Here is an 18,594-nt window from a genome sequence, read left to right as displayed (position 1 = left end):
TTCCGGCAGCCCGCTCCTGATTTACACGCCTGTGGCCGGAATCCCCGACCGCTCCACCGGACGGGGCGCGGTCAGCTCCTTCCAGGTGCTCAGCGCCTTGTTGACCGAAGTGTTCGCCTCGCGGGCGACGAATTTGCCGTGGCCCTCCTCGGTGCGGATCTCGCCATCATGCACCGCCACCTGGCCGCGGGTCAGAGTAAAGCGCGGCAGACCCTTCACCGCATGGCCCTCAAACACGTTGTAATCGATCGAGGACTGCTGGCTTGCAGCCGAGATCGTCTTGGTCTTCTCCGGGTCCCAAACCACAAGGTCGGCATCGGCGCCCACCAGCACCGCGCCCTTCTTCGGGTAGCAGTTCAGGATCTTGGCGATATTGGTCGAGGTCACCGCCACAAACTCGTTTGGCGTCAGCCGTCCGGTTTCCACACCATGGGTCCACAGCATCGGCATCCGGTCTTCCAAGCCGCCGGTCCCGTTCGGGATCTTGGTGAAATCCCCCACCCCGGTCCGTTTCTGTTCGGTGGTGAAGGCGCAGTGATCGGTCGCCACAACGGACAGCGAGCCCGACTGCAGGCCGGCCCAAAGACTGTCCTGATGCTGCTTGTTGCGGAACGGCGGCGACATCACCCGACGCGCGGCATGGTCCCAGTCCTTGTTGAAATACTCGCTCTCATCCAGCGTCAGATGCTGGATCAGCGGCTCGCCCCAGACCCGCTTGCCCTGCATCCGCGCGCGCCGGATCGCCTCGTGGCTTTCTTCGCAGGAGGTATGCACCACGTAGAGCGGCACACCCGCCATGTCGGCAATCATGATCGCGCGGTTGGTGGCCTCGCCCTCCACCTGCGGCGGGCGGGAATAGGCATGCGCCTCGGGGCCGGTGTTGCCCTCCGCCAAAAGCTTGGCCTGCAGTTCCGCCACCACATCGCCGTTTTCGGCATGCACCAGCGCGATGCCGCCCAGTTCCGACAGGCGTTTGAACGAGGCATAAAGCTCGTCATCATTCACCATCAGCGCGCCCTTGTAAGCCATGAAATGCTTGAAGGTGTTGATGCCGCGCTCCTGGATCACGGTCTTGATGTCGTTAAAGACCTGCTCGCCCCACCAGGTCACCGCCATATGGAAGGAGTAGTCGCAATTGGCGCGCGCCGACTTGTTGTCCCAGCGCTTCAGCGCGTCCAGCAGGCTCTCGCCCGGGTTGGGCAGCGCAAAGTCCACCACCATCGTGGTGCCGCCCGCGAGGCCTGCACGGGTGCCGCTCTCAAAATCATCCGAGGAATAGGTGCCCATGAAGGGCATCTCCAGATGGGTATGCGGATCGATCCCGCCCGGCATCACAAAACAGCCGGTGGCATCCAGTTCCTCATCACCTTTCAGGTTCGGACCGATTTGGGTAATCACCCCGTTTTCGATCAGCACATCCGCCTTGTAGGTCAGATCGGCGGTCACGATTGTGCCGTTCTTGATCACTTTACTCATGGTTACAACTCCCTGATCTGGGGCGTATGGGTACGCCTCCGCTTGTTCCCCGGCAGCCGCCGCATCCTCCTGCCCCCGGCCCGCCGCCACTTTCTGACCGCAAATACCCCGGGGGCCCGGGGGCCGGCCCCCGGATTCGCCGGAGGCCCGAGGGGCGACCCACACTTATAAACCCGGTCCCGGTGGCCTGACTCCGGCTCAGGTGAGGATCTCCGCCGTCTCGACCACCGCATGCAACAGCACGTTGGCGCCCGCCTCGGCCCATTCCTTGCTGATCTCCTCGGCCTCGTTGTGGCTCAAGCCATCAACACACGGGCACATCACCATCGCAGTGGGCGCCACCCTGTTGATCCAGCAGGCATCATGCCCGGCGCCTGAGATGATATCGAGGTGCGAATACCCCAGCCGCTCCGCCGCGCTGCGCACAGCCTGCACACAAGCCTCGTCGAATTTCACCGGATCGAATCCGCCCACCTTCTCAAAGGCGATGTCCACCCCCATCGCCTCGGCGATCTCCCCGCCCTTCTGGCGCAGGCGGTTTTCCATATCGGTGATCACCTCCAGCTCGGGGCTGCGGAAATCGACGGTGAAGACCACCTTGCCGGGGATCACGTTGCGCGAGTTCGGGTAGACATCGATATGCCCCGCCGCCCCCACCGCATGCGGCGCGCGGGACCAGGCAATCTCGTCCACCGCCTCCAGCACCCGCGCCATCGCCAGCCCCGCATTGCGGCGCATCGGCATCGGAGTGGAGCCGGTGTGGGCGTCCTTGCCGGCAATGGTCACCTCGGTCCAGCTCAGCCCCTGGCCATGGGTCACCACGCCGATGTCCTTGCCCTCGGCTTCCAGAATGGGACCCTGCTCGATGTGCAGCTCGAAGAAAGCATGCATCTTGCGCGCGCCAACCTCTTCCTCGCCGCGCCAGCCGATGCGCTCCAGCTCGGCCCCGAAGGTCTTGCCACCGGCATCCTCGCGCGCATAGGCCCAATCCTGCGTGTGAATGCCCGCAAACACCCCCGAGGACAGCATCGCCGGCGCAAACCGCGTGCCCTCCTCATTGGTGAAGTTGGTCACCACGATCGGGTGCTTTGTCCTGATGTTCATGTCGTTGAGCGTGCGGATCAGCTCCAGCCCGCCCAGCACCCCCAGCACGCCGTCGTACTTGCCGCCGGTGGGCTGCGTGTCCAGGTGCGAGCCCACATAGACCGGCAGCGCGTCCGGATCCCCGCCCTCACGCCGCGCGAACATGTTGCCCATCTGGTCGAGCCCCATGCTGCAGCCCGCATCCTCGCACCATTTCTGAAACAAGGCGCGGCCCTCGCCGTCCGCATCCGTCAGCGTCTGGCGGTTGTTGCCGCCCGCGACCCCTGGGCCGATCTGCGCCATCTCCATCAGGCTGTCCCACAGCCTGTCCGCGTTGATTGTCAGGTTCTGTCCAAGCGACGTCATCAAGAGCTTCCTTCCCTGTGCGCCCGTCTGATGCAGGCTTGCCCCGGCTTGGCGCCGTGTTAGGTGGCTTTGAAGAGCTGGCCCTCCGAACCCTGCGCGCCCCTGGCACTCCCGGCCGCACAGCTTCGATTTGACCAACTGGTCAAACTCACGCTAACACGGGGAAGGCATCAGTCAAGAATTTGCCGCATACCCTGTGAAAAAAGCGAAGCAGCCGGCTGCAACTGGCCATTTTCGCGCCACCTGCCCAGCCCCCGGGCGCAGAACGGACCGCCTGCCCATGCCTGCCACGCGCGCACCGACCCGGATCCAGAGAAAGAACCGCGCCGCTATCCTCGAGGCCGCGCTGGATGTCTTCTCCACCCACGGCTTCCGCGGCGCCACCGTGGACCAGATCGCCGGCGCCGCCGGGCTCAGCAAGCCGAACCTGCTCTATTATTTCCCCTCCAAGGAGGCGATGTTCAACGCGCTGATGGCGGGGCTGCTGGACACCTGGCTCGACCCCCTGCGCGCCATCGACCCGGAGGGCGAGCCGCTGGAGGAGATCCTCGCCTACGTCCAGCGCAAGCTTCAGATGAGCCGCGACTACCCGCGCGAAAGCCGGCTCTACGCCAATGAAATCGTGCAGGGCGCGCCGCGGCTGCATGATGTAATCGCGGGCGAGCTTGCCGTTCTGGTGGAGGAAAAGGCGGCGCTGTTCCAGGGCTGGATGGATGCCGGCCGGATCAACACGACCCACCCCAAACACCTCTTGTTCTCGATTTGGTCGCTCACCCAGCACTACGCCGACTTCGACGCCCAGGTGCGCACCCTGATGGACCCGGAAGACCCGTACGACGCCGCGCCGCAGTATCTCGAAACCCTCTACCGGCGCCTGCTGACTCCCAAGAACTGACGCCCCCGCACACGCGGTTAGCCGCGCATCTCCGGCGCGCGCGGCGGTCTTGCGGCCTTGGTCCGCGCTCTGGCAGCACCTCGGCCACGAATGGCGCGAACACACCAAACCACCGCCTGTCAAAAAAACAAACCGGCCCCGAAGGGCCGCCCGCTCTGTCATCTTGCCCAAAATACTCCCGCCGGAGGCATGCGCGCCCAAGGGGCGCGCATTCTGCTCACTCCGCCGCAGCCGCGGACGGGTTGTTCGGATGCGTGGTCCAGTTCGCATATTCGCCCGAGACGACCTCGCCCGTGCGCTCGTCGATCTGGCCCGCGGGCAGTTCCACCATTGTGATGCAGCCCTCCACCGGGCAGACGTTGACGCAGAGGTTGCAGGCCACGCATTCGTCGTCCTTTACCGTGAACACCCGGTCCTCGCTCATCGCGATGGCCTGGTGCGAGGTGTCCTCGCAGGCGGCATAGCAGCGGCCGCATTTGATGCAGTCCTCCTGGCTGATCCGCGCCTTGGTCACGTAGTTGAGGTCGAGATACTGCCAGTCGGTCACATTCGGCACCGCCATGCCCATGAAGTCCTGAATGGAGGCGTGGCCCTTCTCGTCCATCCACTCCGACAGGCCGGAGATCATCTCCTGCACGACCTTGAAGCCATAAGTCATCGCCGCGGTGCAGACCTGCACGTTGCCGGCCCCCATGGCGATGAACTCGGCCGCGTCCCTCCAGGTGGTGATCCCGCCGATGGCCGAGATCGGCAGGCCGCGGGTCTGCGGGCAACGGGCGATTTCGGCCACCATGTTGAGCGCGATCGGCTTCACCGCCGGGCCGCAGTAGCCGCCATGGGTGCCCTTGCCGCCAATGGTCGGCTCCGGCGCCATCTGGTCCAGATCCACCGAGGTGATCGAGTTGATGGTGTTGATCAGGCTCACCGCGTCGGCGCCGCCCGCCTTGGCCGCGCGCGCCGGATGGCGAATGTCGGTGATGTTCGGGGTCAGCTTCACGATCACCGGCTTGGAGTAGTATTTCTTGCACCACTCGGTGACCATCTGAATGTATTCCGGCACCTGCCCCACGGCGGAGCCCATGCCGCGCTCGGCCATGCCATGCGGGCAGCCGAAGTTCAGTTCGATCCCGTCGGCGCCGGTGGCCTCCACCTTGGGCAGGATCGCCTTCCAGGCCTCCTCCTCGCAAGGCACCATGATCGAGACGATGACTGCCCGGTCCGGGTAGTCCTTCTTGACGCGGGTGATTTCCTCCAGGTTGACCTCCAGCGAGCGGTCGGTGATCAGCTCAATGTTGTTGAGCCCCAGAAGCCGCCGGTCCGCGCCCCAGATCGCGCCGTAGCGGGGGCCGTTCACATTGACCACCGGCGGGCCTTCGGCGCCCAGCGTCTTCCAGACCACGCCGCCCCAGCCGGCCTCAAAGGCGCGGCGGACGTTGTATTCCTTGTCGGTCGGCGGCGCAGAGGCCAGCCAGAACGGGTTCGGGGATTTGATACCCAGGAATTCTGTTGTCAGATCAGCCATTTGATCTCTCCTCTTCAAGCTCGCCCAGCGCGGTCACCCGCGCCTCGCTGGCTCGGCCCATCAGGCTGGAATGAATGTCCATCGCCGCGTCGCGGCCCTCGGCCACGGCGGTCACGGTGAGGTCCTCGCCGCCGCTTGCACAGTCCCCTCCGGCCCAGACGCCCTCGACCGAAGTGCGCCCGGTTGCATCGACCTTGATCTTGCCGCCCTCGAGCGCCAATGCCTCGGGCTGGCCTTCCAGCGTCTGGCCGATTGCCTTGAACACCTGGTCGGCCTTCAGCCGCACGGTCTCGCCGGTGCCCTGCACCCGGCCGTCCGCGATCTCGGTATATTCCAGCTCGATCTCCGCCGCCGCGCCATTGCCATGCACGGCCTTGGGCATGACGTTGAACATCAGCTTCACACCCTTGGAGGCCGCCAGGTCCTGCTCGAACCGGCTCGCGCCCATCGCCTCGCGGCCGCGGCGGTAGGCGATGGTGACGTTTTCCGCGCCCAGGAGCTTGGACTGCACCGCGGCATCCACCGCGGTCATGCCGCCGCCGATCACCACCACGTCGCGGCCCACCGGCAGCGTCTTCAGGTCTTCGGCCTGGCGCAGCTCGGCAATGAAATCCACTGCATCGCGCACGCCGTCCTTGTCCTCGCCCGGTGCCCGCAGCGCGTTGACGCCGCCAAGGCCGATCGACAGGAACACCGCGTCATACTCGGCCTTCAGCGCATCGAGGCTCAGCCCCTCGCCCAGCTTCTTGCCGTATTCAATTGTAATCCCGCCGATCTTCAGAAGCCAATCGACCTCGGCCTGCGCGAAGTCATTGGTCGACTTGTAGGCCGCGATGCCATATTCGTTCAGCCCGCCGGGTTTGGGGCGCGCCTCATAGATCACCACCTCGTGGCCCAGCATCGCCAGCCGGTGCGCCGCCGCCAGGCCCGCAGGCCCCGCACCCGCCACGGCGATCTTCTTGCCGGTGGGGGCCGCGCGGGTGAAGGGATGCTCGCCCTTCGCCATCAGCGTGTCGGTGGCATAGCGCTGCAGCCGGCCGATCTCCACCGGCTTGCCCTCCGCCGCCTCGCGCACGCAGGCTTCCTCGCAGAGCGTCTCGGTCGGGCAGACCCGGGCGCACATGCCGCCAAGGATGTTCTGCTCGAAAATCGTCCGGGCCGCCGATTCCGGGTGGCCGCCCTGGATCTCGCGAATGAACTGCGGAATGTCGATCGCGGTGGGACAGGCGGTCATGCAGGGCGCGTCGAAGCAGAAATAGCAGCGGTCCGCCGCCACGGCCGCCTCATGCGCATCGAACGCAGGATGCAGATCCCCGAAATTCTCTGCGATCTCGGCAGCGTCCAAACGCGCCGCCTGAATGCCGGATGCCTGATGGCTGGTCGCCATTGGGTGTCTCCCTGGTTGGTCATTCTGTTTTTTGGCTGTTCTTGGGAATCAGAGTGCCACAGTTTCTTTTTTTATCAACTGGTAAAATTTTCCACTTTGGCAAAAAAAGGCCGCTCCAATGAGGAGCGGCCTGCAAACCTTTGAAATTGTCAGAAAATCTCGATGCCTAAGATTTCATCACATGCGCGAGATGGCCTGTCTTTATCCAGACCTTCGCGCCCCCAGGCCCTGCCGTGGCCTCAAGCCGCGCACCCGGCGGCAGCCGCAGCCAGTCCCAGCGGGCAAACTCCTCGCCAGCTTCGCGGAAGCTGCCCTCGATCACGAAGACCTCGCCGCCGTCCGGCAGGTCAATGCCGACTTCCTGCTCCGGCGCCCAGGACTGCAGGCGCACGGTCTCCACCGCATCGCGGAACAGCTCCTGATCGGCCGCGGCGCCCTGCGCGCGGATCTTCACGTCCCGGCGGTCCCCGGCGTCGAACTGGTGCAGCTTCACCAGGATCACCGCCCCTTTCGCCGCGGCCGGGGTGTGGGAGCTCGTGGGCGGGTTGCGCACGTAGGAGCCGGCCGGGAAATCACCGTGCTCGTCCTGGAAGACGCCTTCCAGAACCAGGAATTCCTCGCCGCCGTCGTGCACATGCGGGTCAAAGGCGGAGCCCGGCGCAAAGCGCACGATGGTGGTGGCGCGGGCAACTTCCCCGCCGATGCGGTCCAGCATCTTGCGTTCCACCCCCGGCGCCGGACTCGGCACCCAAGGCGTGTCATTGAAATGCACCGCAGCGCGCTTGCTGAAATCGGCGTTGATCCGCATAGCTCTCCTCCCTTGGTCCGCAGGCAATGTGGCCACGCGCGGAGGTTCCGGGAAGGGAGTTCACGAAACCGTGCTTGCGGCGCTCAGCCCGGCAGCACTGCGGTGGCTTCGATTTCGACCTTGGCCTCATCCTCCACCAGGGCAGAAACCACAACCATGGTCATTGCCGGGAAGTGGTAGCCCATCACGCCGCGGTAGGCTTTGCCGACCTCCGCCTGATGTGCGAGGTATTCGGCCTTGTCAGTCACATACCAAGTCAGCCGGGTGATATCCTCGGCAGAGCCGCCCGCGGCCTCCACCACGTCGAGGATGTTGCGCAGCGCCTGGCTCATCTGGCCGATGAAGTCCTTTGCCTCGAACACCTGATCCGCGGTCCAGCCGATCTGGCCGCCGACAAACAACAGCCTGCCCTCCGCCACCATACCGTTGGCATAGCCCTTGGCTGGCTTCCATCCTTCGGGATGCACGTTGATGGCCGGCATGGGCGCTCTCCTCTGGTTGCCTGTCTGCGCGGCCCAATATCGGGCAGCGCCGGATATATTTCAAGCTTAAAACTTCGATACTTGAAACTTATTACCCCCGGCCCCGCGCGGATAGCCGTGCCTCGACGGCGCGCGCGGAGACGGTCCAAAGGGATGTAACTGGCATTTTGCATTCGCCGAGCCCGCGCTCGCTCCCGAGAGAGCGCCCGGCCTCACCACATCGCCGCCGCGTGGGCGCGCGCCGGCGGTGCGCAGCGGCCTGCCGCCCTTGTTCTGCCCTTGGAACACGCACAAGCGGGCAAAGAAAAACCGCGCAAGCCTTGCGGCCTGCGCGGCGGTCCGTATCGTCATGAAAGGACGCAGGTCACATCCCCAGCGCTTCCTTGTACATCTCCAGCACCGCTTCTTCCTCGGCGATGTCGTCCTTATCGCGCTTGCGGAGCGCGATAAGCTTGCGGATCACCTTGGTGTCGTAGCCGCGCGCCTTGGCCTCGGCCATCACCTCTTTCTGCTGCTCGGCGATGGTCTTCTTTTCCTCGTCCAGCCGCTCGAAGCGCTCGATGAACTGGCGCAGCTCGCCTGCGGTGACGCGGTAGTTGTCGCTCTTCTCGTCTTCGGTGAAATCCATCTCGGGCTCCGTCGGCAAATGCTGTGTAGTGCTGTCGGAGCAAGGGGATACCGCCCTGCCCGCCCCGCCGCAAGCGGGGAAAGCAGGTTGCCGCCGCGGCCGGGCGATTTCCGCCGCCCCGTCCGCCTCCCTCGTGGCGCAGCTGCATCCCGGGGGCGGCACGCTTGCGCGCACAGGCGCAATCGGCTACCCGCAAGCGCAGTTTCTCAGGCAGAAAGCAAAGCGATGTACGATCTGATTGTCTGGGCCGGCGCCGGCCTCTCCGCCATTGGCCTGTTTGGCCTGATCTGGTGCATTGCCCGGGTTGCGCGCGCGCGCCGCCAGAAGCTCGGCGACGAGGACCTGCGCGCCGTGGTGCAATCGGTGCTGCCCTATAATCTGGGCGCGCTGCTGCTGTCGGTGCTGGGGATGATGCTGGTGGTGACCGGCGTTCTGCTGGGCTGAGCCAGCCGCTGCTGGACGCCCGCCGGACGCGCGAAGTAATCCTGCTAGAAACCTTGAGGCGCGGCTTCGCTGCCGCGGGATGCCGCCCCGGCGCCGGGCCCGGGCGGCAGAATGGCCCATCAGGCCAGTGAACCGGCCGGTCAGACCGGCATGTTGTCGAACATCTCTTCGGCCGCTTCCTCGCACAGCACGGTTTCCAGCCGCCGGAACCGGCCCGGAACCCGCAGCCCGCTGCCGCGCATCCGGCTCACCACGCGGGCAAACTCCGGCCGCATGGCCAGCCGCGCTGGTCCGGATTCGTTGAGGATTCTGGCTTCCAGCTTCTCGGCCGCAAGCAGAAGTTCGTCTTTCGTCATATCCAACCCTCCCTTGGTACTGATACCTTAACGCGCAACTGTGACAGCACTACAAAAAAGCCGCAAATACCAGCGCCGCCGCCGCAGATGCGCGTAAAATCGAAGCGTTTGCCCGCTGCTTCAGCAGAATTCCGCCGCCTTCATCCTAATATTACCGCCGGCTGCCGCCTTGACACAGATCAGCCCGCTGCCAGCCTGCACCGGCTATCTTGCAACATATTCCGTTCCCGATATACGATCTGCCAGCCACAGAGAGAGCCCGCCATGACCCCCGTTGTCCAAGCCTTTTTCGATGAAGCCACTAATACCGTGTCCTACGTGGTGCGCGAGCCGGAGGGCTCCGCCTGCGCGATCATCGACTCGGTGCTTGATTTCGACCAGGCCGCGGGCCGCACCAGCACGGCTTCCGCCAGCCGAATCGCCGATTGGATCGAAGCCGGGGGCCTGCGCACGGAGTGGATTCTGGAAAGCCACGTCCACGCCGACCACCTCTCGGCCGCACCCTACCTGCAGGAGCGGCTCGGCGGGCAAATCGGCATCGGTGCCAATATCACCGTGGTGCAGGACACTTTCGGCAAGGTCTTCAACGAGGGCACCGAGTTCGAGCGCGACGGCAGCCAGTTCGACCGGCTGTTTGTTGAGGGCGACACCTTCATGATCGGCCAGATGCGCGGAGACGTGCTGCATACGCCGGGCCATACCCCGGCTTGCATGACCTATGTGATCGGCGATGCGGCCTTTGTGGGCGATACCCTGTTCATGCCCGATTTCGGCACTGCGCGCTGCGATTTCCCTGGCGGTTCTTCGGGCCTGCTCTACCAGTCGATTCAGAAGATCCTGGCGCTGCCCGATGAAACCCGCATCTTCGTCGGCCACGACTACAAGGCGCCGGGGCGCGATGAATACGCCTGGGAAACCACGGTGGCGGAGGAACGCGCCCGCAACATCCATATTGGCCAGGGCCGCAGCGAGGCGGAGTTTACCGCCATGCGCGACGCCCGCGATGCGACGCTGGGGATGCCGAAGCTGATCCTTCCCTCGCTGCAGGTCAACATGCGCGCAGGCCGGATGCCGGAGCCGGACGCCCAGGGCGATGTCTTCCTCAAGATCCCGGTAAACAAGCTGTGAGCCCTGCCGCCCGCTCGGCCTTCATGCCGCAGCCGCGGCCACTGGACCGGCGCACGGCAAAGGCGTAAGGAGCGCTTTTATGGATGCACGCGTACTCACCCCCCGCTATTCGGTCTCGCCGCAGATTTCGGCCGAGGACCTGCCCGCCATCGCCGCCGCAGGCTATACGACGGTGATCTGCAACCGCCCCGACGAGGAGGTGCCGCCCAGCCATCAGGCCGAGGCGATCCGCGCCGCGGCCGAGGCTGCGGGCCTGCACTTCGAGGTGCTGCCGCTCACCCACCAGACCATGACGCCAGACAATGTCGCCCGCCAGCGCGCGCTCGCCGAGGCCAGCGAGGGCCCGGTGCTGGCCTATTGCGCCTCCGGCACACGGTCTTCGGTCGTCTGGGCGCTGGGTCAAGCGCGCGAGATGGAAACTGACGAGATCCTGGCCAAGACCGCCGCCGCGGGCTACCAGCTCGATGGTCTGCGCCCGGCCCTGGAGAGCCTCTCCGCCGCAGGTTGAGGCCGGACCCGCGCACTCTCCCCGGCCAGCCGCGCCCGGCTGCCCGGATGACGGCACCCGCCCGCTCAGGCGCAAACGTCAGAGTGATGCCGCACAGCCGCCAGACCGCGGCATCGCGGATCGCATTCCGGCGGCGCGCGCTCCACGGGGCCGGCGAAGGCCCGGTGCCGGCCTGCCGCGCCCCAGCGGCACACGCTGAACGGTGGCCTGAGCGCGGGATAATGCGCGTGAGATGGAGATTGACGAATTGACGGCCAAGGCCGCCGCCGCGGGCAAAAGCCGCGTCCGCGCCATCTCCCCGGCCAGCCGCGTCCGGATGCCCGGATGACGGCACCCGCCCGCTCAGGCGCAAACGTCAGAGTGATGCCGCGCAGCCGCCAGCCAGTGACACCACGCATTCTGTCGCGGCGGCGCGCGTTTTACGAGACGAGCGAAGGCCTTGCGCAGGCCTATTGCGTCTCCGGCTCGCCGTCTCCGGTGGTCCGGGCGCCGGGAAAAGCCGCGAGAAGGAAACTGACGAAGTCCAGGCCAAGGCCGCCGCCGCAGGCTGCCGGCCCGGCGGCCTGCGCCCGGTTTCGGAAATCCTTTCCGCTGCGAGTAAAAGCCGCGTCCGCGCCGTCTGCCGCCGGCCGCGCCGGAAATCAGCGGATGGCGGCACCCAGCGGGTGCCGGGTCGGGCTGCAAGTGCCAGCCGGGTGTGAACCTGTTGCGATTCAGAGCGTTGCGCAGTTATCAGCCGCACCGGCCGGAAAGTGGTTTTTCGGGGTGCACTGCGTGACGAACGCCCCGCGAAGATCACAGCGGTCCGGCGGAACTGGCTACCCCGGAAGTCCTGCCGCCCGGGCAGTAACGGGCCGTTTGGAACTTCAGAAACTGCGGCGCGGGGTCAGCTGAACGCGGCGCCTCCGCACGTGTTCCGGCGGCCTGCCGCTGCGCCCCGGCCCGCCTTGGCGCCGCAGGGTGCGCGGCTGAAGCGGCCAGGCCCGGAACCTGAAACCCGGCCGGGCGCTTGCTGCACCGTCCCATTTTGGCGGTTAGCCGCCGCCTCCCGGCCCGTCGAGGCCGGCAAGCTGGGAGATTTCCGCCGCAGCATCGCCCGGGTCCATCGAATCCAGCCCGCCGCCGAAGCCGTCGAGGGCCAGCGCCGAATCGCTGCCAAGACCTGCAAATTCCATCGGCGCCATGCCGCCATCGCCGTCGCCGCCCGGCAGCGCAGGCAGGCCGCCTTCCGGGCCGCTGCCCAGATCGCCACCCATACCACTGCCTATGTCACCCAGTTCTCCGGCTAGATCATCGAGGCCGCCGCCCAGATCGCCGCCCAGGTCTCCGCCGCCGCCGAGTGCCGGGAAGCCGCCGTCGTCGCCTGCATCCTGCAGCCCCTGTGCCGCGATACCGAGGTCCAGCGCTGGCGCCTCCGCGGGGGCCAGCTCCAGGGCGCCGCCGCTGCCCGCTTCGGAAAAGGTCTGGCCCGCGTCCTCGGTCTCCGCCACCAGGCGGGTGCGGGTCTGGTTCAGCCGGATCGCGCGCGCGCCGTTCATCTGCCCGAGCCGCCCCTGCGCCACTGGCTGGCCGCCGATAGTCAGCAGATCGGTCTCATACAGATATGCCTGGTCCAGCGGCAGCACGTCGCCGGTCTTCAGCCCCGTAAAGGTGCTGAGCGGCACCCGCATCTTGCACAGCACCGCCGACAGTTCCGCCCGCATCGAGCCGAGGTTGCGGCCCAGCGAGGGCCCGGTGCCGGAACCATTGGCGCCGTCCTGCAGATCATCCGGGGTCGGCTCCGGCAGGATCAGCTTCATCTGCCCTTGCATGGCGCCGTTGGCGAGGTCGAGGTTCATCTCGATCACCCGGTAATCCTCGGCTTCCAGCCCGAGCACCAGGGTGCGCACATCCTCCACCTGAGCGCCAAAGCTGTAGCCGGAGAAAATCGCCTCGTCCGATTGCCCCTCAAGCATCGCCACCGCCTTGGCAAAGAGCTTCTCCAGAAACTCGGCCGTCATCGCGGCATCGGTGGGGGTGTAATGGCGCTCGGCCGGTGCCTTGCCCATGACCTGGCCGATGGTCTGCTTCTGAATCAGCGCCGTCACGGTCGGCGCATCCATCGTTGCGGCGCCAATGCGCCCGGCGGGACCGTCCAGCACCACCAGGAGGTCCTTGTCGGACAGATGTTCCGCCAGATCCTCCGGCATCCGGTTGGCCTGGCGCGCCGCCAGCACCACTACCGGCAGCTCGCAGAGGTCGATGGCCGCGCGCGCAACCGAGCGGCGCAGCGCCTTCAGCGTCAGCGAGCTGGAGGCCGCCCCGATACCGTCCTTTGCCGCTGAAAGCTTGCGGGCGAGCACGCTTTGACCGCTGTTGCCCGCCGCTGCTGATCCTGTTTCCGACATAGGTCCCTTAACCTGCACCTTGCGCGCCCCGTTTCCCTGTTTTTAGCCGGAAGGAGGTTAACAACCCCTTAGTCTCAGGCAGCCTTTTCGCCTGCTGCGGGTATGGAAACCCGGAACGCCCCGCCATTGCGCCCGGGCAGATAAGTGATCGCGCCGCCAAGCCGCTGCATCACCTCGCGGCAAATCGCCAGCCCCAGGCCTGCACCGCCCGCGCGCTCCGGGCTCACACGGGAGAATTTCTCAAAAATCATCTGCTGATAGGCGGGCGGCACACCGCTGCCGTTGTCGGTGAAATCCACCTCCAGCCGCCCCTGCCGCACCGCGGCGGAAATGGTCAGCTCGGGGGCTTCGGCATCGCAGTATTTCTGCGCATTGGCGATCAGGTTGATGAAGACCTGCGCCAGCCGGTCCAGATCGGAGGAAACGCGCATCCCGTCGGCCGCGGCACTGCGGCGCACGGTGAGCAGCCGCGCCGATCCCGCCAGCGCGGCAGAAACCGCATGGTCCAGCACCTCGCCCAATGTGCCGGCACTCATGTTCAGGCTGACCTGGCCGTTTTCCAGCACGCTGAGGTCGAGCAGGTCGTTCAAGAGCCGGGTCAGCCGCAGTGCCTCGTCGTGGATGATGCCCGCGTAGTGGCGCTGGTCAGAGCCGCTCAGGCCCTCGCCGTCGCGCAGGATCTCGGAAAACGCCCGGATCGAGGTCATCGGGGTGCGCAGCTCGTGGCTCACCTGGCTGAGGAAGGCGTCCTTCTGCTGCGACAGCTGGGTCAGTTTCTCGTTTGTTTCCCTCAGCTTGCGTGCGGTGCGCGCCAGTTCGGCCGATTGCGCCTCAAGGCGGCTGGAATATTCCAGCATCTGCGCCGTCTCATCCGCCACCGCCAGAAGATCCTGCACCGAAACCGAGGAGCCGCCGACGATCTGGCCAATCATCGCGTGGGCGGCGGCGGCGCCGATGGAACCGCCCAGTTCGCGCTCCAGCCGCTCCAGGAAGGCCGGTGTCGGCTCCGGCAGCGCGCCGCGGCCGCCCTGGCGCACGCGCTCGCGCGCAAAGAAGGCCTGCGCCTCGCTGGCACCCAGGATACGCTGCGACATGATCATCAGATCTTCCGATTGCGCGACCGAGCCGGTCCAGCCGCGCGGGCCTGCGGAATGGTCGAAGACATTCACGAACTGCGCCGCCTGCAAGCGCTCCAGGGGGCTCGGGAAGCTCATCAGCGACACCAGGCAGAAGGCGGCGGCATTGAGGCTCATCGACCACATCACCGCATGCACGGTGGGGTCCAGCCCCTCGATGCCGAAGAGCGCCTGCGGCCGCAGCCAGGCGAGACCGAACAGACCCTCCGCCAGCACGTGGTCCGGCAGCAGCCCGCCGCCCAGCCCCGGCAGCAGCATCGTGTACATCCAGATTGCAAAGCCCGCGGTGAGCCCGGCCAGCGCCCCCGCCCGCGTGGCGCCGCGCCAGAACAGGCCGCCCACCAGCGCCGGCAGGATCTGCGCCACCCCGGCAAAGGAAATCAGCCCGATCGCCGCGAGCGCCGCGGCGCCGCCCGACAGGTGATAGTAGAAATACCCCAGCGCCATGATCACCGCGATGGAGATCCGCCGCGCCAGCAGCACCACGTCGCGCACATCGCCCGAGACCGTGGCGCGGCGGTGCTGCAGCCGCAGCCAGACCGGCATCACGATGTGGTTCGACACCATCGTCGACAGTGCCATCGCCGCCACGATCACCATCGAGGTGGCCGAGGAAAATCCGCCCAGGAAGGACAGCACCGCCAGCCCCTCCTGCCCCTGCTGCAAGGGCAGGGTCAGCACGTAAAGGTCGGGGTTGGCGCCCGCGGGCAGCAGCTCCAGCCCCAGCGCCGCTATCGGCACCACGAACATGGAAATCAGCAGGAGGTAGAGCGGAAAGGCCCAGGAGGCGATGCGCAGGTGGCGCTCGTCCTCGTTTTCCACCACCATCACCTGGAACATCCGCGGCAGGCAGACAAAGGCCGCCGCAGCGAGGAAGGTGATGGTGGCCCAGCGGCCGCCATCGACGCTCCATATGCCGATCGGGGAGGCATCGATGCGCCTCAGCGTCTCGCCCGCGCCGCCCGCGACGCCCCAGACCACGAAGATGCCGACCGCGAGCAGCGCCAGCAGCTTCACCACCGCCTCCAGCGCCACCGCCGTCACCACACCGTGGTGGCGCTCGTTGGCGTTGAGGTTGCGGGTGCCGAAGAGGATCGCAAACACCGCCAGCCCCGCCGCCACCCAGAACACGGTGGTGGTGTCATCATAGCTGCGCAGCGGGTCGGCCTCGGCAAAGATCGCGAATGACAGGGTGATCGACTGCAGCTGCAGCGAGATATAGGGCGTAACGCCGATCACCGCGAGGATGGTGACGCCGATCGCCAGCAGGTTCGACTTGCCATAGCGCGAGGACAGAAGGTCCGCGATCGAGGTGACGCGCTGGCTGCGCCCGACCCGGACCAGCTTGCGCAGCCCCCACCACCAGCCCGCCATCACCAGCGAAGGGCCGAGGTAGATGGTCACGAACTCGAGACCCGAGCGCGCCGCGTAGCCCACCGCGCCATAGAAAGTCCAGGCGGTGCAGTAGATCGACAGCGACAGCGTATAGATCAGCGGCGAGCGCATCCAGGCCGCGCTGCGCCCGCGCTGCGCCAGCCGGTCGGCCCAGAAAGCAATGAAAAACAGGAAGGCCACATAAGCGAGGCACACCAGCACCAGCACGTTGAGGGAGGCCATCAGCTTGCCGCCCCTGCCTGTCCCGGCATCGCCGGTCTTGCGGGCCCCTCAGGCAGCGAGTCAGCCGCCACGGCCGCTGCCACGGTGCCGCGGCGCTCATACTGGGGACGGTGCGCGCCGTTAGGCGCAAACCCGGGCTCCGCCGCATCGCCCGTTGCACCCGAAACTCCGTGCCCGCCGTCCGGACCGACGTCAGGGCCGCCCCCCGTCCAATGGTCGGCCCAGCGCTTCACCGCCAGGCCAAAGCCGAAGCCCGCCAGGATCAGCACTGCCCAAACCGCAAAGACATAGGTGATCGCCGCCGACATCGGCATCCCGGACGGCACGTCCGGCGCCGGGTACGGATCGCGATCGGGCCACAGGAGGGGCACCACAAACAGCAGCGCCCCCAGAACCGGCAGCAGCCGGGCAAAATCCATCAGGCGCCGCCGCCGGTAGGTCTGCCGCTCGGTCAGCGCCGCGCGGCTCATCCCCCCGCCCGGGCCGCCGCTGCCCGGCACCGTCTTTGGAACGGGCACCGGTGCAGTTTCCGGTCCGCTCTCCGGGCCGGGGGGGACGGCACCGGAGCCGTGCCCGCTCATCCCTGGCTGGCCTGGGCGTGCAGGTCGCGCACCGCCGTCAGCACCTCTGTGTTAGAAAACGGTTTGGTCATGAACCGGGTCACCCCCGCCTTCTCGGCCATCTCACGGTCGCGCAGCTGGCCGCGCGCGGTCAGCATCAGCACCGGCAGCGCCGCGGTTCCGGGCGACGCGCGCAGTTCACGCACGATTTCCAGCCCGCTCTTGCCCGGCAGCATCAGGTCCAGAATCACCAGATCCGGCGCCGCGCCGCCAATCACCTCCACCGCGGTGGCGCCGTCGGCATGCGCCTCCACGGTCCAGCCGTCACGGGTCAGCAGGAAACGGATCGCCTCGGTAATATTCGGTTCGTCCTCGACGAGAACAACATGCCTGCCCATCCGCAGTCTTTCCTCCCCGCGCCGCTGCCCGAATGCCCGGGCCCGGCGCCCCTATTCAATGGGAAAGAGATTAGCCCCGCCGCCGCAGGGCTGTCAAAACCCTTCCGTCAGGATCGACGGCTCGCGCCGGGCCGGACAGCCCTGCCGCGGGCAAAGCCGGCAGGTGGCCCCCACCGGTTGCGGCTCCTGTGCGTCATCGCTGTCCCGGGCGCCGGGCAGGATCAGCATTACCGCGCGGTAGAGCGGATCTGCGTCGAACTCCGGCATCTCCTGCGGCCAGGCCACCGCCATGCAATCGAACGCCGCGGCGTTGCGCCCCTGCTGCACCACGTTGCGCCGCACCGGCGCATGCGGGCGCACCAGCGCCGTGTACAGCGGCCAGAGCGGGCAGGACGCACCAAAGCGCGGCAGCGCAAAGCCCGCGGCGGGCTTGCGGAATAGGATCGAGCCGGAGGCATCGCAGACCACCAGCCCCGCCTCGCTGCCCAGCACCTCCTCCGGCAAAGCCGCGAGCCGCCGCAGCACCGCGGGCAGGCCGCAGCCAAACCGCCGCGCCAGCGTCACCGGCTCGATGCCGGTCTCCCCCAGCGCCTCCGCCAGCGGCGCCAGCGGCAGGGCACGCGCGTCCTCCATGTACTGCGCGAGCGCGCCGCGGGCGATGCTGCGGGCGGCCTCGCTCGCCAGCGCCGGAGAGGTCTGCAGCAAGTCTTCCGCGGTGGTGCCGCCCGACTCCAGCTCCGGGAAGTGATAGCCATGGTCCTGGAAGAACGCCTCCGCCTCCTCCTGCGGCAGGCCGCGCCGCCCGGCACTGCCGGCGTCCTCGTCGAGGAAATTCACCAGTTCCCGGCTGCTTTCGGCCAAGCGCCGCGAATCCTCGTAGAGGTTCTTGTGGAAACGGTCGCGCCATTCCGGCTCCAGCTCGCCGGTCTCCGCCAGGATCGAGGCGGTGGAGCGGATCGCCGCCGCGGTCGACAGCACTTCATGCACCGAGGCCGCGAGGTTCGGGTCGTGAGTGAGCCGGTCCGAGAGCGTCTCCACCGTGCGCTCCAGCGAGGCGATGCGGCGGTGGCTCGCAGCCAGCACCTCGGCCCAGCCCGGAAAGCGGCCCGCGAACTCGTCGGCTCGGTCCAGCTCCGCCACCGGCGTGCCGCTGTCCGCTGCCGCCTCGCGCAGGGTGGCGATCAGCGCGGCTTCCGCGCCCTCGCTCAGCATCGAGGGCTCCACCCCCAGCACCGCGGCGATCCGCACCAAGAGCTTGCCGCCGATTCTGCGCCGGTTGTGCTCGATCAGGTTGAGGTAGGACGGCGAGATCCCCGCCTCCCGCGCCAGTTCTGCCTGCCGCAGGCCGAGGATAAGCCTGCGTTCACGGATGCGGCTGCCGGTGAGGATGTCGCGGACCATGCCGGCGGCTCC

17 protein-coding genes are annotated in these 18,594 nt (G+C 66.9%); 4 read left to right on the top strand and 13 right to left on the bottom strand.

What is annotated here, in order from left to right:
* Positions 1-21 precede the first annotated feature (21 nt).
* Positions 22-1,476, bottom strand: coding sequence for a dihydropyrimidinase (gene hydA, locus ACOHX0_RS04135; protein WP_420675403.1), 1,455 nt, complete (start codon positions 1,474-1,476; stop codon positions 22-24).
* 198 nt (positions 1,477-1,674) lie between these two features.
* On the bottom strand, positions 1,675-2,925 hold the full coding sequence (locus tag ACOHX0_RS04130; protein WP_420675402.1) for a Zn-dependent hydrolase: 1,251 nt from the start codon (positions 2,923-2,925) through the stop codon (positions 1,675-1,677).
* Positions 2,926-3,205: 280 nt separating this feature from the next.
* On the opposite strand from ACOHX0_RS04130, the gene ACOHX0_RS04125 reads away from it, so the two are divergent.
* The gene (locus tag ACOHX0_RS04125) at positions 3,206-3,820 is read left to right on the top strand and encodes a TetR family transcriptional regulator C-terminal domain-containing protein (protein WP_420675401.1); all 615 of its coding nucleotides are present in this window, start codon (positions 3,206-3,208) and stop codon (positions 3,818-3,820) included.
* A 217-nt stretch (positions 3,821-4,037) separates the two neighbouring features.
* Here ACOHX0_RS04125 and preA read toward each other — a convergent pair whose 3' ends face one another.
* The 5 genes from preA to ACOHX0_RS04100 form a co-directional block, all read right to left on the bottom strand.
* The gene (gene preA, locus ACOHX0_RS04120; RefSeq protein ID WP_420675400.1) at positions 4,038-5,342 is read right to left on the bottom strand and encodes an NAD-dependent dihydropyrimidine dehydrogenase subunit PreA; all 1,305 of its coding nucleotides are present in this window, start codon (positions 5,340-5,342) and stop codon (positions 4,038-4,040) included.
* Positions 5,335-6,729 carry an NAD(P)-dependent oxidoreductase gene (locus tag ACOHX0_RS04115; RefSeq protein ID WP_420675399.1) on the bottom strand — a complete coding sequence of 465 codons (1,395 nt, stop codon included), beginning with the start codon at positions 6,727-6,729 and terminating at the stop codon, positions 5,335-5,337. Before ACOHX0_RS04115 ends, preA begins: the two co-directional genes overlap by 8 nt.
* Positions 6,730-6,895: 166 nt before the next feature.
* Positions 6,896-7,537 carry a cupin domain-containing protein gene (locus tag ACOHX0_RS04110; RefSeq protein WP_420675398.1) on the bottom strand — a complete coding sequence of 214 codons (642 nt, stop codon included), beginning with the start codon at positions 7,535-7,537 and terminating at the stop codon, positions 6,896-6,898.
* Between the two features lie 83 nt (positions 7,538-7,620).
* Entirely contained in the window at positions 7,621-8,019 is a 399-nt protein-coding gene (locus ACOHX0_RS04105) for a RidA family protein (RefSeq protein ID WP_420675397.1), read from the bottom strand.
* A 364-nt stretch (positions 8,020-8,383) separates the two neighbouring features.
* Complete coding sequence (locus ACOHX0_RS04100; RefSeq protein WP_420664257.1) at positions 8,384-8,647, bottom strand: DUF2312 domain-containing protein; 264 nt, start codon at positions 8,645-8,647, stop codon at positions 8,384-8,386.
* 225 nt (positions 8,648-8,872) lie between these two features.
* Here ACOHX0_RS04100 and ACOHX0_RS04095 point away from each other — a divergent pair, with 225 nt between their 5' ends.
* A complete protein-coding gene (locus ACOHX0_RS04095; protein ID WP_420675396.1) occupies positions 8,873-9,091 on the top strand; it encodes a hypothetical protein in 219 nt (72 codons plus the stop codon).
* Between the two features lie 140 nt (positions 9,092-9,231).
* Here the strand turns inward: ACOHX0_RS04095 and ACOHX0_RS04090 are convergent, their stop codons facing one another.
* Positions 9,232-9,447 carry a hypothetical protein gene (locus tag ACOHX0_RS04090; RefSeq protein WP_420675395.1) on the bottom strand — a complete coding sequence of 72 codons (216 nt, stop codon included), beginning with the start codon at positions 9,445-9,447 and terminating at the stop codon, positions 9,232-9,234.
* Positions 9,448-9,711: 264 nt separating this feature from the next.
* On the opposite strand from ACOHX0_RS04090, the gene ACOHX0_RS04085 reads away from it, so the two are divergent.
* Positions 9,712-10,575 (top strand): MBL fold metallo-hydrolase, encoded by an 864-nt coding sequence (locus ACOHX0_RS04085; RefSeq protein ID WP_420675394.1) that lies wholly within the window; start codon positions 9,712-9,714, stop codon positions 10,573-10,575.
* Between the two features lie 79 nt (positions 10,576-10,654).
* Positions 10,655-11,083: a protein tyrosine phosphatase family protein gene (locus ACOHX0_RS04080; protein WP_420675393.1), complete on the top strand. Its 429-nt coding sequence runs from the start codon at positions 10,655-10,657 to the stop codon at positions 11,081-11,083.
* A gap of 1,034 nt (positions 11,084-12,117) precedes the next feature.
* Here ACOHX0_RS04080 and ACOHX0_RS04075 read toward each other — a convergent pair.
* From ACOHX0_RS04075 to ACOHX0_RS04055, 5 genes are all read right to left on the bottom strand, one after another.
* The gene (locus ACOHX0_RS04075) at positions 12,118-13,470 is read right to left on the bottom strand and encodes a FliM/FliN family flagellar motor switch protein (RefSeq protein WP_420675392.1); all 1,353 of its coding nucleotides are present in this window, start codon (positions 13,468-13,470) and stop codon (positions 12,118-12,120) included.
* 74 nt (positions 13,471-13,544) lie between these two features.
* Positions 13,545-16,223 (bottom strand): ATP-binding protein, encoded by a 2,679-nt coding sequence (locus tag ACOHX0_RS04070; RefSeq protein WP_420675391.1) that lies wholly within the window; start codon positions 16,221-16,223, stop codon positions 13,545-13,547.
* Positions 16,223-16,741 carry a hypothetical protein gene (locus ACOHX0_RS04065; RefSeq protein WP_420675390.1) on the bottom strand — a complete coding sequence of 173 codons (519 nt, stop codon included), beginning with the start codon at positions 16,739-16,741 and terminating at the stop codon, positions 16,223-16,225. Before ACOHX0_RS04065 ends, ACOHX0_RS04070 begins: the two co-directional genes overlap by 1 nt.
* 59 nt (positions 16,742-16,800) lie before the next feature.
* Positions 16,801-17,181 carry a response regulator transcription factor gene (locus ACOHX0_RS04060; protein WP_420675389.1) on the bottom strand — a complete coding sequence of 127 codons (381 nt, stop codon included), beginning with the start codon at positions 17,179-17,181 and terminating at the stop codon, positions 16,801-16,803.
* 93 nt (positions 17,182-17,274) lie between these two features.
* Positions 17,275-18,582, bottom strand: coding sequence for a short-chain fatty acyl-CoA regulator family protein (locus ACOHX0_RS04055; protein WP_420675388.1), 1,308 nt, complete (start codon positions 18,580-18,582; stop codon positions 17,275-17,277).
* Positions 18,583-18,594: the final 12 nt, after the last annotated feature.

The organism is Cribrihabitans pelagius, assembly GCF_048820915.1.
Lineage (GTDB): Bacteria > Pseudomonadota > Alphaproteobacteria > Rhodobacterales > Rhodobacteraceae > Cribrihabitans_A > Cribrihabitans_A pelagius.
The sequence above is the reverse complement of the archived record's forward strand: the minus strand, read 5'-3'. Positions and strand labels throughout refer to the sequence as shown.